9 protein-coding genes are annotated in these 13,547 nt (G+C 72.6%); 6 read left to right on the forward strand and 3 right to left on the reverse strand.

The window, feature by feature from the left end; genetic code table 11:
* Positions 1-100: 100 nt before the first annotated feature.
* Positions 101-904 carry an alpha/beta fold hydrolase gene (locus AB0C28_RS43590; protein WP_357861423.1) on the forward strand — a complete coding sequence of 268 codons (804 nt, stop codon included), beginning with the start codon at positions 101-103 and terminating at the stop codon, positions 902-904.
* Here the strand turns inward: AB0C28_RS43590 and AB0C28_RS43595 are convergent, their stop codons facing one another.
* The 3 genes from AB0C28_RS43595 to AB0C28_RS43605 all read right to left on the reverse strand — a co-directional run bounded on the left by AB0C28_RS43595 (position 905) and on the right by AB0C28_RS43605 (position 5,975).
* On the reverse strand, positions 905-3,310 hold the full coding sequence (locus AB0C28_RS43595) for an aminotransferase class I/II-fold pyridoxal phosphate-dependent enzyme (RefSeq protein ID WP_357861421.1): 2,406 nt from the start codon (positions 3,308-3,310) through the stop codon (positions 905-907).
* Entirely contained in the window at positions 3,307-4,329 is a 1,023-nt protein-coding gene (gene hppD, locus AB0C28_RS43600; RefSeq protein ID WP_357861419.1) for a 4-hydroxyphenylpyruvate dioxygenase, read from the reverse strand. The genes AB0C28_RS43595 and hppD overlap by 4 nt, the downstream gene beginning before the upstream one ends.
* Positions 4,330-4,391: 62 nt before the next feature.
* Positions 4,392-5,975: an MBL fold metallo-hydrolase gene (locus tag AB0C28_RS43605; RefSeq protein WP_358081683.1), complete on the reverse strand. Its 1,584-nt coding sequence runs from the start codon at positions 5,973-5,975 to the stop codon at positions 4,392-4,394.
* Between the two features lie 499 nt (positions 5,976-6,474).
* On the opposite strand from AB0C28_RS43605, the gene AB0C28_RS43610 reads away from it, so the two are divergent.
* The 5 genes from AB0C28_RS43610 to AB0C28_RS43630 all read left to right on the forward strand — a co-directional run bounded on the left by AB0C28_RS43610 (position 6,475) and on the right by AB0C28_RS43630 (position 13,537).
* On the forward strand, positions 6,475-7,587 hold the full coding sequence (locus tag AB0C28_RS43610) for a hypothetical protein (RefSeq protein ID WP_358081685.1): 1,113 nt from the start codon (positions 6,475-6,477) through the stop codon (positions 7,585-7,587).
* A 49-nt stretch (positions 7,588-7,636) separates the two neighbouring features.
* Complete coding sequence (locus AB0C28_RS43615) at positions 7,637-9,418, forward strand: GH3 auxin-responsive promoter family protein (protein ID WP_358081688.1); 1,782 nt, start codon at positions 7,637-7,639, stop codon at positions 9,416-9,418.
* Entirely contained in the window at positions 9,415-11,808 is a 2,394-nt protein-coding gene (locus tag AB0C28_RS43620) for a hypothetical protein (protein WP_358081691.1), read from the forward strand. Before AB0C28_RS43615 ends, AB0C28_RS43620 begins: the two co-directional genes overlap by 4 nt.
* Before the next feature lie 95 nt (positions 11,809-11,903).
* Positions 11,904-12,845, forward strand: a complete 942-nt coding sequence (locus AB0C28_RS43625) for a hypothetical protein (protein WP_358081694.1) — start codon at positions 11,904-11,906, stop codon at positions 12,843-12,845.
* Entirely contained in the window at positions 12,842-13,537 is a 696-nt protein-coding gene (locus tag AB0C28_RS43630; RefSeq protein ID WP_358081697.1) for a DUF6182 family protein, read from the forward strand. Before AB0C28_RS43625 ends, AB0C28_RS43630 begins: the two co-directional genes overlap by 4 nt.
* Positions 13,538-13,547 lie beyond the last annotated feature (10 nt).

The raw sequence follows: 13,547 nt of genomic DNA on the forward strand, positions 1-13,547 counted from the left end.
CGGGTCGTGTCCCCGCCCGGGCGAGGTCGTTCAAGTGCGGCGGCGCGCCAGTTGGACGGGTGTTCGACGGGCCCGAGCGGCGCGTGCCATGGTGGGCGACATGCCGTTCGTGAGCACCAACGGGATCCAGCTCAGCTACCAGCGTTCGGGCAGCGGTGACCCGGTCCTGCTCATCATGGGCTCGAACGCCGCGGGCCACGTGTGGACCATGCACCAGACGCCGGCGCTGAACGCCGCCGGATACGAGACGATCGTGTTCGACAACCGGGGCATCGCGCCGTCGAGCGCGCCTCCCGGTGACTACACGCTGGCGGACCTGGTGGCCGACACCAAGGGGCTGATCCAGGCCCTGGACATCGGGCCGTGCCGCGTGGTCGGTACCTCGATGGGCGCCATGATCGCGCAGGAGCTGGCCCTGGAGTGCCCCGAGCTGGTGCGCTCGGCGGTGCTGATCGCGACGCGGTCGCGCTCCGATGTGACCAGGCGGGCGCTGACACGGGCCGACCGGGCGCTGCGGGAGAGCGGCGTCGAGCTTCCTCCCAGGTACGAGGCCATGCGCACGGTCCTGGAGATGTTGTCCCCCGCGACGCTGAACGACGACGCGGCCGCCTCCGGCTGGCTGGAGATCTTCGAGCTGACCACGGGCGCGGGGCGCGAGTCGGCGGGCCAGCTCGGCGTGGACACGGTCGGCGACCGGCGGGCCGCCCTGCGCGGCGTCACTGTGCCGTGCCGGGCCATCGCCTTCGCCGACGACCTGATCTGCCCGCCGCACCTGGTGGCCGAGGTGGCCGACGCCATCCCCGACTGCGACCTGGTGGAGCTGCCCGGCTGCGGCCACCTGGGCAATCTGGAACGCCCCGACGCGGTGAACGCCGCGATCATCGAGTTCCTGGACAAGAACTGATCATCCGGCCTGGGCCCGGACGAAGCGGCTCAGGCGGGCGCAGCCCTCAGGGATGAGGGAGGCGGGCAGGTAGCTGACGGACAGCCGGATGGCGTGGTCACCACCGCCCTGCGGATAGAAGTACGACATCGGCGTCCAGATGACCCCGAACTCCTCCGCCGACCGGACCAGGGCCTCGTTGCCGGCCGCGAACGGGACCCGCAGGGTCAGAAAGAAGCCTCCTGTGGGCTCGTTCCAGCTCACGCTGAGCTGCTCCGCGTCGGGGAAGCAGGCGGCGAGCTCGCGCAGCGTGACCCGCATCGCCTCGCCGTAGTGGGCGGCCGGGCCGGTGTTGAGCTCCGACGTACGTCCCCGAGCGGCGAGCAGCATCCCGGCCACGACCGCCTGGCTCACGGCGGAGGTGTTCACCGTCACCATGCTCTTGATCTTGGACAGCTCGTCGGCCAGCAGCCCGCCGCCCTCGACCGGCTGGTCGGCCACGGCGTAGCCGACGCGCGCGCCGGGGAAGAGCGTCTTGGAGAACGAGCCGAGCTGTACCACGCGGCGCTCACGGTCGAGCGCCTTGAGCGTGGGCAACTGAGGGCCGGGGCTGACCATTCGGTACGGGCTGTCCTCCAGCAGCAGCACGTCGTGCCGGGCGCACACGCGCAGCAGCTCCTCGCGGGTGCCGAGTGGCATGGTGGCGCCGGACGGGTTGGAGTGGTCGGGCACCACGTAGAAGGCGCGGGGACGGCGGCCGCGGGCCCGTTCGGCCAGGATGACCGCCTCCACGTCGGCGCAGCGCAGCCCCTCCGCCCCCTCCTCGACCACGGCCGTGGCGACGTCGAGCAGCCGGGCCGCGCCGGTGATGCCGACGTAGCAGGGGCTGGAGACCAGCAGCACGTCCTCGGGGCCCCTGATGAGGGCGCGGAGCGCGAGCAGCATCGCCTCCTGCGCGCCGACGGTCACGACGATGGACGCGGGCGGCACGTCGATGCCCTCGTCCGCGCGCAGCGAGGCGGCGACCAGCTCGCGGATCTGGCCGTTGGTGGGGCCGTACTGGTAGAGGGCGGAGCGGACCTCGGCGGGCGTGGCGCCGCCCCGCTCCAGGTGCTCGACGTAGCGGCGCAGGTGGGTGAAGACGTCCTCGGTGTCGAAGAAGCCGTCGTGGGGGCGACCGGGGGCGAACGAGAGCGCGTCCGGGTAGCGGTGCGTGATCTCGTTGAGGAAGTTCATGGTGTCGAGCAGCGGATCGTTCAGGCTGCCGTGCAGGTCGTGCCTGCGCAGCGTGACACCACCCGCCACAGGCTCGGAAGGCGCCGGCGCGGTCGTCGTCACAGCGGCCGGGAGCTCGGACGCCGCCGCGGCCGGGGACGCGGCGGTGAGCAGGGCCGGGCCTGCGTCGCGAGGGGCCGGGACGCCGGTGAGGAGCATGGCCTCCGCCAGCTCGTCGATGACGATGCCGAGCACTCCGGCCACGCCGTCGCTCCCGCCCGCGGCCAGCCCGTGCAGCACGGGCCGCCCGAGCAGGACGGCGTCCGCGCCCAGGGCCAGGCAGGCCAGGACGTCGGCGCCACGGCGCACTCCGCCGTCGACAAGCACGGTGCAGCTCCCGCGCAGCGCCGCCGCGATCTCCGGCAGCACGTCGAACGTGGCCGGCGCGCCGTCGAGCTGCCGCCCGCCGTGGTTGGACACCACGACGCCGCCGGCCCCCGCCTCCCTCGCCAGGACCGCGTCCGAGGCGGTCAGCACCCCCTTGACCAGCACGGGCAGCGAGCTGATCGAGCGCAGCCAGGCGACGACCGACCAGTCCAGCGCGGCGTCGAACTCGGCCGCCGCGTGCCCGCCGGGCGAGGAGAAACCGGTGCCGGTCAGGTTGGCCGGTGCCACACCGGACGGCAGCAGGAAGCCGTTGCGCAGGTCGCGCACCCGGCGCCCCAGCCGGGGCGCGTCGGCGGTCAGCACCAGCGCCTCGAAGCCGGCCGCCTCCGCCCGTTCGACCAGCCGCCGCGTCGTCGTACGGTCGCGGAAGCAGTACACCTGCAGCCACAGTGGCGCTGAGGCGGCCGCGGCGATGTCCTCGAACGTGCGCCCGGCGAAGGTGCTCACCACGAGCGGCGCCCCGGCGCGGGCCGTGGCGACCTCCCCCTCGGGGTCGGCGAGCGTGTGGTAGGCCATGGGCGCGACGCCGATCGGCGCGTCCCACACCCGGCCGAGGACCTCGGTCTTGGTGTGGGGCAGGCCGAGGCCGGTCAGGACACGGGGGCGCAGCCGTACGTGCTCGAAGGCCGCGAGGTTGGCGGCGAGGGTGCGCTCGGCGCCGGCGCCGCCCTCCACGAAGTCCCAGACGGCCGGGCCGAGCCGCGCCCGCGCCAGTTCCGCGTAGTCGGCGAGGGTGACCGGCCCGGCCCGGCCGTGGCCGGTCATCCCGCGCTCAGCCGGTCACGCTGGACGGCCTCGTACAGCGCGCGGATGTTGGAGCTGCCGAACCCGCGCGAGCCCAGACGCTGGATGAGCTCGTAGAACAGCGTGTTGCGCTCGTAGGGCGAGCGGCTGAAGAGCTGCAGGAGCTGCCCCCACTCGTCGTGGTCGGCCAGCACGTGCGCCTGCCTGAGGTCGGCGAGCGTGAACGGGCCCTCCTGGAGGCGGTCGGCGAGCGCGTCGTAGTAGGAGGCGGGCGTGGTCAGGAACTCCACGCCGCGCTCGCGGCAGTCGCGCACGGCCGTGATGATGTCCCGGACGAGGAAGGCCAGGTGCTGCACGCCGGGGCCGCCGTTGCGTTCGAGGAACGCGTCGAGCTGCCCGCCGTCCTTGCCCGGGTCCGGCGCGACCAGCGTGAACGTGACCCGCTCCGACGCGCTGCGCACGACGATCGAGTCCATCGCCTGGCCGCCCGTGTCGACGTACTCGGAGGAGTAGCGGGAGAAGCCGAAGGCGTCGCGGTAGTAGTCGGCGTACTCGCCGAGCCTGCCCCCCTCGACGCAGACGGCCACGTGGTCGAGCAGTTCGATGTGGCCTTCCGCGCCCGCGGGGCCGTCCGGGGTGGGGACCCAGTTGCGGCCGGCGGGCGGCACGGCCGAGGGCTCGTCCGCCTGCGGGTGCAGGGTGTGGGTGACGCCGCCGAAGCCGGGGACGACCGTGTTGCCGCGTACGGTCATGACGGGCCCGGCGCCGGCCGCGACCGCGGCGGCTTCGGTGGCGGTGACGTCGTCACAGGTCATGCCGATGTCGGCGATGCCGTCACCATAGGTGTCGAGGAACCTCCAGATCCCGCGGCCGGAGGTGACGACCAGTTGCACGCCGCCCTGCCGCAGCAGCACGGAGCTCCGATCGACCTCCACGGAATCGGCGACCCGGGTGAAGCCCATGGCTGTGACGAAATAGTCGACGGCTGAGATCTTGTCCTGCGTGAACAGCTCGACGTACGAGATGTCTTGCACAGCCATGGCATACCTCCTGGAGAACCGATGGCCACGTCGTCAATGGGGGTGGGCCGGCAGCCTGCTGGCTACCAGCGCCATTCCTGCTGCTTGAACAGGTGGCCGGCCTTGATGCCACGGTCGGAGCACCATGCGAGGAACTCGTTGATCTGCTTGATCTGGTAGGTGTCCTCGTTGTACGTGGTGGCCATGACGTGGCCGAGCCAGGCCTCCTCGCCCATGGCGTAGATGTAGCCCTCCTTGGCCCCCAGCTCGGTCATGATCGCCCCGGCCTGCTCGGCGTTCGAGCCCGACAGCTTGCGCGAGTCGCTCATCTTCTTGGGGATCGGGATGGTCAGCAGCGCCTGGTAGAGCCAGGTCAGCGGGGCGCCGTCGCACTCCATGCCGAGGAAGGCGTAGTCGGCCGTGCCCAGGTGGCCCTTGATGTAGCGGTACAGGGCGGGGTCGATGCCGGAGGAGTCGGCGCCGATGAAGACGTTCTTGCCCGCCAGCTCGGCCCAGTAGGTCGACTTGGCGCGAATGTCCAGGTCGCAGTGCTCGCCGAGGAACGGCGTGGCCGTCACCTTGCCGCCGGGGAAGGGGATCTCGTCGAAGTCGTCCACCTCAAGCACGGGGAAACCCTGGTGGCTGAGCATCAGCGCCATCGACGGGTCGCACAGGTTGCCGCGCGAGGAGCGAGGGACGACGACGGCGCCAACCCGGCCGCGGAGCTGCAGCAGCGTCTCCAGGACGATGTGGTCCTGGTGGCCGTGCGTGATGAGCACGAGGTCGATGTAGTCGGGCAGGTCGTCCAGGGTGTAGCGGTCGCCGGCGGTGCTGTCCGCGCTGATGAACGGGTCCGTCACGATGGCGGCCTCGGGCGTCTGGAGCACCAGGCAGGCGTGGCCGAAGTAGCGGATCCGGCCGCCGGACTCGATGTGCCGGTCGGGCGACAGGCTGGGCCGGTCGCTGAGCATGCCGGACAGCCGGGCCGCCTGGGCGTCGTCCAGCTCCAGCGCCTCGCGCAGGTGACTCAGGGTCGTCGGCCGCACCCGGGCCTTGAACAGCTCCTCCAGGCCGGGGTGGCGGAAGGGGATGGCCAGTTCGAGGACGTCCGGGGACGGCAGCCGCGGGGTGCTGAGGATGAAGGGACGCTCGATGCCGGTCTCGAACGACAACTGCACCGACTGGCGCGCCTCGGTGTAGGCGTCGCTCTTGTAGACGAGCGGCTCCATGAAGCGCAGTTGCGCCTGGTTGTCGGTGTCGTAGGCCAGCTCGACCAGGCCGGCGAGCTCGGCGGGCAGCTTCGGGTAGAGCGGGGTCAGGTCGAACCCGGTGGCGCTCGCGCGCAGGATCTCCTGCCCGGCCATGACGGCGTCGGCGAAGCGCAGCATGCCGGCGCGGTCGCGCTTGATGGTGTCGAGCAGGTCGCGTACCTCGTCGACGCGGCTCTCCGGGATGTTGATGAAGTAGCCGCCGCGCAGCTCGGGGTTGTTGCTGGCCGCCACGTGCACCTGCGGCGACTGCAGGTACGACTCCAGCAACGGCACCTGGAGCCGGGCCAGGTTCAGCGCCGCCTGCACCGGCGCGATCGTGTGCGGCCAGGCGAAGAACCTGTCCACCAGCGGTTCGACAATGACCTTGGACTTCAGGAACAGCTGCTCTTCAGCCATCAACGCGCTCCCTCCGAGAGAACCGACATCGTGAACCGGCCCGGGGCGCACGGGTGTGCTGCGCAGGTCTCGCGCATGGCACAGCGGCGGACCGTGAGAATCGGACGAGTTACCGGGTGATCGGGGTCCCGCACTTCAGGCGCCGGCGATGAAAGAATGACGGGGCGGTGCTTTCCGCGGCAAGGTGCGAGCTTGTTGAACACCCACCCGCCGTTCAACTGAGGCGGCGCGGCAGTTGAACGCCGGAAAACGCCGCGGTAATGCGGCGGTTGGACACGCGAAAACGCGGCCGCAATGCGACGGCCGGAGTCACGGGCGTAATGCGGCGGCCGGACGCTCGAAAGCGCGGGCGTATTGACGGAAACGTCATTACGTCCGGGGCGGTGTTTTGCGCAAGGGCGTGCTCGCGCGGTGGCTCATGGCGGCGCCGAACGTCTATGGTCCGGGATCGACCGGGCGCTCCCGAAGCCCGCCGCGTCGTAGTCGTAGAGGAGCGCGCGTGCGTGGTCCTTCCCGGCGGCTGCTGCTCGCACCCGTCACCATCACCGCCACCAAGCCCTTGCTGCCCACGCACGTCAAGGGCTTCCTCTGGGTGGACACGCTCTTCCGGAGCACCCGGCTGGTCCGCGACCTCGAGTACTACTGGAACCCGCGCGCCGCGAACCTGACCGGCCAGACGATCCAGTTCTGGGACCATCTCGACCGCCGGCATCCGGACCTCGACCACGACACGGTGTCCGTCGAGGACCTCGGTCACCTCTACGTACGCTTCCACGCCTCAGGCGACGCCCGCCCGATGGACCGCCTGCGCCACTACACCGAGCGCGTCGAGCGGGAGGGCTGGGTGCACCCGTCCACGCGCGCGGCCACCCGCGACTGGCAGCGGCAGCTCGGCCTGCTCGGCGTGCACGACCCCGGCCTGACCGCCGACCGGCCCGCCGCCGCCTCGATCGACGAGACCGTCGAACTGCTGGTACGGCGGCACCTGTGCGTGGACCACCGCGGGCACGGCGGCCCCGCCTATCTGGACGGCACCCGCTGGGGCATGCCGCTGCGCCCGGTGATCGGCGCCGACGGGCACGCCAACTACCTCCTGGTCATCCTGCGGGACCTGCTCCCCCGCCTGGCCGAGGGCGGCCAGGCGCTGCTCGTCTATGACGACGACCTGGCCCACGACTACGCGCTGCTCGCGCGGGTGCTGGGCGAGCTGGGGGCGCGGCCGTCGCGGCTGCCGCTGGGACGGGTGCCGATCGGGCGCGCCGCCCGCTCCAGCCGGTACGGCGGATGGGACGGGCACTCCCTCGGCCGGCTGGCGGAGCTGTGCCTGCGGGAGTTCGACCCGGCCGTGTACCGCCTGGGGATGCGCCTGTACTTCATCGCGATGCTCAAACGCACAGCCGCCGAACCGTTCCGCCCCGACCTGCTGCGCCGCGCCATGAGACGGGCCGCCCGAATGCTGGACGAGGCCGGCGGGGCCGGCGACGGGGACGATCTGCTGGCGTACCTGGGTGGATTCGCCGCTCCGGGGGGCTGGATCGACCCCTACCGCCTCACCGACGGCCTGTTCGCCCGGCGACCCTCATCGGACCTGCTCAAGCAGGTCTACCTGTGACGCGCATCGACCGACCACCGACCACCCACGAACGATCACCAGGAGGGCCATGACCACCGAACGTTCCTTCGCCTCCTCCGCCGGGAACGCCACGGGGGACGCCGGAGCCGCGGCCGTGCGCGCGGAAGCGTACCGGCGGCGGGTCCTGCTGGAGAGCGGCAAGGCCCTGGCCTCGCTGGACGACCCGCGCGCCGCCCAGTCCTCGGTGCTGGCCGAGCTGCTCGCCACGAACGGCGGCACCGCCTTCGGCCGCGAGCACGGCCTGCCCGCGGTGCGCGACGCGGCCGGTTACCGGCGGGCGACGCCGATCCGCGGGCACGAGGAGTTCCGGCCCTGGCTGGAGCGCGTGCACGCCGGCGAGCGGCAGGTGCTGACCAGCGAGGAGCCCACGGCCTTCTTCGCCAGCAGCGGCACGACCGGCGGGGAGAAGAGCATCCCGGTGACGGCCGGGTTCCTGCGCCGCTGCTTCCTGCCGTTCTACTTCGCGGGCTTCGCACAGCTCGTACGGCATCATCCGGATCTGCCCGCCCGCGATGACGCGGTGCTCAACCTGTGGCAGGACCCCCACTCGCCCACGGGCCGGACCAGCGACGGCCGGCCGCACCTCGGCCCGAGTCAGCTCGACTTCGCCAAGGCGGGCGAGGACCTCGCCGTCGGCCTCGGCAACCGCGCGCCTTGGAGCCGGCTCCCGGCCGAGCTGGGCGGCGCCGGCCCGTGGGAACGCGCCTACCTGCGGTTGCGGATGGCGGCCGAGCACGACGTACGGGGGATCATCGCCGTCAACCCGGCCATCGCGGCGGCACTCCCCCACCAGCTCCGCGAGTGGTGGCCCCGCATGGTCGAGGAGATCAGGAACGGAACGGTCGGCGGCATACCGCTGCGTCCGCCCGCCCCCGGCCGGGCGGCCGAGCTGGAACGCGTCGCCGCCCGCCGCGGCACACTGCGCCCCGCCGATCTCTGGCCCAGGCTGGAGCTCCTCCTGACCTGGAACACCTACGTGTCCCGGCTCTACCTGCCGGCGCTGCGCGAGGAGTACGGTGCGGGGCTGCGGATCCGTCCCGCGCCGATCGGCTCGTCGGAGGGGCCGCTGGCCGTCCCCCTGGCCGGGCGATCGTCGGGCGGGGCGCTGATGGTCTCCGGCTGCCTGTACGAGTTCATCCCGGCCGGCGACCGGATCGAGCCGTGGAGCGACACCCTGGAGCCGCACGAGCTCCAGGAGGGCGAGGAGTACCACGTCGTGGTCTCGCACGTCGGCGGCCTGTACCGGTGCGCGGTGCGCGACATCGTGCGGGTGGTGGGGTTCGCCGGGGCGACGCCGATCGTCGAGTACTCCTGCCGCGACGGCCGGGTCTCCGAGGCGGGCGAGCGCGTCCGCGAGTCACACGTGCTACGCGCGGTCGCGGCGGCCGGCGAGACGACCGGCCTGCCCGTCCAGCAGGTGATGTACCGAGCGCGCCCGAACGCCGGCCCGCCTGGACACCAGACGGCCGACACCTCCGCCGGCCCGCCCCAACCCGAAGCCGCCGCCTTCGCCGGCCTGCCCCGGCACGAGGCGGCCGTGGCCTTCACCGCCCCGCCGGCGGACCTCACTCCGTTCCGCGACACCCTCGACCAGGCCCTGTGCCGCGAGGAGCCCGGCTACGCCGCCGCCCGCCGCTCGGGAGCCCTGGCCGCGCCGCTGGTGCACGCGGTGCCGGTGGAGGCGTTCTGGCGGGAGTGGCGGCGCCGGGTCGAGGAGGGCGAACGGCCCACCAGAGTCAAGGACCGGGTGTTCAGGGACGATCCGGCCGCGTGGCAGCGCGTGCTCTCGTTCGCTGGAGGACGACGTTGACCGCCGAGCCCCAGGCCGGGCCGCTGCGCGAGACGCCGTACCCGACCCTGCCGGGGCGCGGCCAGTACACCGAACGCGCCCGCCGGGACTTGCTGGCCTGGTTACGAACCACCACGAAGGCCGCACTGCCCGCCCTGGAGCACTCGACCATCGACCCGCGCACACTCCCGGGCAACCTGGAGAACTACGTCGGCGTGGTCGAGGTCCCCGTCGGCCTGGCGGGGCCGCTGCTGTTCACCGGCCGCCACGCCCAGGGCATGGTGACGGCGCCGCTGGCCACCACCGAGGGCGCCCTGGTCGCCTCGGTCGCGCGCGGCGCGAAGGCGATCACGCTGGCCGGCGGGGTGACCAGCCAGGTCATCTCCCAGCGGATGACCAGGGCGCCGGTGTTCGAGTTCGCCGGGCTGGGCGCGGCGGCCGAGTTCGCCCGCTGGATCGTCACCCGCAAGGCCGACCTGGACCGGCGGGTGGCCGAGGTGTCGGCCCACTCGCGGCTGACGGCGGTCGATCCCGTGCAGCTCGGCCGGGCCGTACACGTGCGGTTCGTGTACGAGACCGCCGACGCTGGCGGCCAGAACATGACCACGGCGGCCACCTGGCGGGCCTGCCAATGGATCAACGACCGGCTGGCCGTCATGCCGGGGCTCGCGCCGACCTGGTTCGCGATCGAGGCGAACCTGAGCGGCGACAAGAAGTTCACCCACCTGAACATGATCTCAGGGCGCGGCACCCGGGTCGCCGCCGAGTGCGTCCTGGACCGCGAGACCCTGCGGCGCGTGCTGAAGAGCACGCCGGAGGCGGTGGACCGGCTCTACCGGCACAGCGTGCTGGCCGGCCAGCAGGCCGGCATGGCGGGTCACGACATCGACGCGGCGAACGTCATCGCGGCCATCTTCGTCGCCACCGGCCAGGACATCGCCAGCGTGTACGAGTCCGGCACCGGCCTGTTCTCCGTGGACGTGTCGGAAGGCGACCTGCGCGCCACGCTCGTCCTGCCGAGCCTGGTCACCGGCGTGGTCGGGGGCGGCACCAGGCTCGTGCGCCAGAGCGATTATCTGGACGTGCTCGGCTGCCGCGGCGAAGGCCACGCCGCCCGGTTCGCGGAGATCATCTGCGGGTTCGCGCTCGCGCTCAACCTGTCCACGATGGCGGCGGTGGCCGGCGGCCAGTTCGCCGACGCGCACGAGCGGCTCGGCCGGAGCCGGCGGGTGAACTGGCTCGGCCGCGACGACCTCGGTGCCCCCATGCTAAGCCCGATGCTGGCCCGCGCCCTGGAGGCGCCCGGCCTGGAGGTCACCGACGTCGTCTGGCTCGACCAGGACCCGGGATCGAGCCTCATCACGGAGCTCACCTCCCGATCGGAACGCCGCAAGGTCACGGGGATCCTCCCGGTTCGCGCGGCCTGGAAGTGGGACGGCGGCGACGGCGAGACGGACCTGGTGCTCAAGGTCAAGCCGCTCGACCAGGAGGTCGTCATCGAGGCCGCCAAGCTCGCCTCGCTGTGCGGGGGCCGGGTGGCCGACCTGTATCCGCGCTGGCGCGACTGGACCGGCTTCACGGGCCTGCACACGCGTGAGCTCGCCGTCTACCGTCATCCCGAGCCGGCGCTGCGGGCGGTGCTGCCGCGGGCGTACGGGGTGCACGAGGACGCCGGGCGCGAGGCGTACGTCATCGCCATGGAACGCCTCGGCCCTGACGTGCTGCACCTGGACAGCGCGGACCACCCCGAACGGTGGCGCCCCGCCGACCTCAAGGCGGCCGTACGCGGGATCGCCGCCGTGCACGCCGCCTTCCTCGGCCGCGACGACGAGCTGCGCACCTGGCTGGCGCCGGTGCAGAGCGCCGAGCGCATGACGTCCATGCGTGAGCTGTGGTCGGCGCTGCTGGAGCACGCCGCGTCCGAACATCCCGAACTCCTGCCCGCCGCCGGGGCGGACCGGCTCGGCCGGATCATCGAGGAGATCCCGCAGTGGTGGCGCCGGCTGGAGCAACTGCCCCGCACCCTCGTCCACCACGACTTCAACCCCCGCAACCTGGCCCTGCGCCGCACGGGGTCGGCCCTCTCCCTGGTGGCCTATGACTGGGAGCTCGCCACGCTGCACGTGCCCCAGCGGGACCTGGCGGAGCTGCTGGCCTTCGTCCTTCCCCCCGACGCCGGCGAGTCGCAGGTCACCGCCCTCCTCGACCTGCACCGCGAGGCCGTGGGCCACGGGCAAGAGCGTCGGGTCTGGCGCGAGGGTCATCGGCTCGCGTTGTGGGACTTCGCCGTGACCCGGCTGCTGCTGTACGCGATGGTGCACACGCAGCGGGAGCTGCCGTTCCTGCCCCGCGTCGCGGCCACGACCCTACGCCTGATCGCCATCGAGGACGCCGCCGCGGAGCACCCATGACCCCTGACCATGCCCCAGCACGCACCGCCATCCCGACCCGGGGGAACCCTGCGCCGGCCCGGACCACACCGCCCACCCCGCCACCCGCCGCGAGCATGCCACCGGCCCCGGCCCCGGCGCCTGCCGCGGGTCCGGTCCGGGTCGCGCTGCTCGGTGTCGACGGCTCAGGCAAGAGCACCTGCGCCCGTCTACTCGCCCAGCGCTCCTCCGCCGACCGCCCCCACGTCGTCCTGTCCTGCCTGCGCCCGCACGAGAACCCCGGCGGCCCGCTACACGAGCTGTCCCGGCACCTCGACACCCTGTCCTCGGCCGCCGACCACCTCGGCAGCCCCGATCTCAAGCTCGCCGTCCTCTACCTGCAGATGTGCACGTACGGCGTGGCCGAGCGCTTCTTCACCGGCCGCCCGGCAGCCGCGATCATCACCGAACGCCACCCCCTCATCGACACACTCGTCTACCTGCCGCTCTACCGAAACGCCATCACCACGACAATCACCCCGAACCCACAGACCCCCACCCCGAACGGCACGCCCGCCCAACACGACCAGCCCCCCACCCCGAACGGCACGCCCGCCCAACACGACCGGTTCCCCATCCCGGACCGCGCCGGCACCCTGCGCGAGCAACTCACCCGGCTGCCGACCCCAGCCGTCCAGGCCGCCCTGGGCTGGTGCCGCACCCTCGCCCCGCGCCACCGCGGCCGCGTCCCCCGCCTCGACACCCTGGCCACCGAACTGATCGCCCTCCTGGACCTGCCCTCAGCAGCCCTGATGACCGAACTCACCACCCGATACGCCGTGTCACCCCCCGACGTGGCGATCCTGCTCGACCTCGACCCCGCCGAGGCCGCCCGCCGCGTCCAGGCCCGCGACCGCCGCCCGGAACCCCACGAACGCGCCGACCTGCTCCCCCTCATCCGCGACGGCTACGACGAGGCTCTAAAGGCGTTCACCTCGACCAGGGTCCACCGCATCGTCGTCGGCCACCGCCCCGCCCACGAGGTGGCCGCCGAGATCGCCAGGACAGCCGGCCTATGACCGCACCCGCCCCCGAACAGCACCTGCTGCGCACCCACCTCGACGCGAGACTCGCCCGCGTCCGCCACGCCAGATCCCTCCGCACAACACTCGACGACCCCCCGGCCCCGGCCCAGGACACCGGCGTGATCGCGGTCCTGCGCACCTTCGACCCCGCCACTTTCATCACGTCCGCGCACGCCTTCGCCTCCGCTCTCCCCCAGTCGCGAAGCGCCCCTTGGTACGCCGCCTTCACCAGAACGATCTTCCTGGCCGGCGACCCCGCCAACCTGGCCACCCGCCACCCCTTCGACCACCTCTCCCCCGACGGCTCCATCGCCTGGTACGCCCCCGCTCCCCTGTCGTCCCGCGAAGGACTCCGCCGCCTGCTGCGCCCGTTCCGCGGCCCGCACGCCCTCCCCGCCCCGCGAACCCAGCAGATCCGCTTACCGAACCAACCCGCCACACCCACGACGGCCCACCTGGACATCCCCGTGACGGCGCTCCCGATCGAGGCGTACCTGATCCACGTCAACCACCTGATCGCGGAGGCCACCCTGGACGGCCTCCTCGCCAAGGTCACCCACCTGCGGCTGAACCACCTACCCCATCTCCCGGACCCGGCCACCTCCCACACCCGCATCCGCGTCACCCCGGACCCCACCGCACCGGACCACCTCCGCCCCCACGCCTACCTGACCCTCCCCACCTGACCCCGCCGTC

It is taken from the genome of Nonomuraea sp. NPDC048892 (genome assembly GCF_040649735.1).
GTDB classification, from domain to species: domain Bacteria; phylum Actinomycetota; class Actinomycetes; order Streptosporangiales; family Streptosporangiaceae; genus Nonomuraea; species Nonomuraea maheshkhaliensis.